Origin of the sequence: Lapidilactobacillus luobeiensis (assembly GCF_024345205.1) — a bacterium.
Taxonomy (GTDB): domain Bacteria; phylum Bacillota; class Bacilli; order Lactobacillales; family Lactobacillaceae; genus Lapidilactobacillus; species Lapidilactobacillus luobeiensis.
The window spans coordinates 1-550 of record NZ_BROC01000062.1 but is presented as its reverse complement, the minus strand read 5'-3'; the positions used below and the strand labels follow the sequence as shown (position 1 = coordinate 550).

Annotated in this window: 1 pseudogene; it reads left to right on the top strand. The window is 47.8% G+C overall.

Going from position 1 to position 550, the window contains the following annotated elements:
* Positions 1 to 105: 105 nt before the first annotated feature.
* Positions 106 to 550 (top strand): annotated as a pseudogene (locus OCU21_RS11255) (hypothetical protein); the annotation flags it as partial.

Below are 550 nucleotides of genomic sequence, written 5' to 3'. Positions count from 1 at the left end.
ATACCGACTTAGCCAGGGAACAGGCAGGAGAAAAGGCTTGTAAAATCAGAGATAACAAGCTGGAAAAATACTACAATATGGATTTCGGAAAGGAGAGCATGGAGCATGAGTTTGAGAGAAATGCACGAACAGCAGAAGCAGAGCAGTCCAAGAGAGCAGCTTCAAGAGTTAAACCGACAGAGCCGGACAGAGCTGGAAAACAGTCTGCTCAAAGAAGCGTTGGCGATGTCGAGCGAGAACTGCGAGGAATTGATGAAGCAGTCAAATCAAGAACAAGTAAGGGCAGAGCAGAACAGGCAGAGAGACGCAGAGCAGAACAGGAAGCTCATCAGCGAGCTGAAGCAGAGCGTAGAGCTGCTGAAGAACAGCAACGAGTTGCTTCAAGACGCTATATCGGACGAGGTTGGGAGCTTGAAAGATGAGGTTAAGGAAAACACCGTCCAAGAGGTTAGAAAGGCGTTACAGGCGAATATAGAGGCTATACAGAGGGCTACAAAGCTTCTTGAGAAGCAGTCTGATACACTTACGAGCGTGATGAAGCAGAAGATCC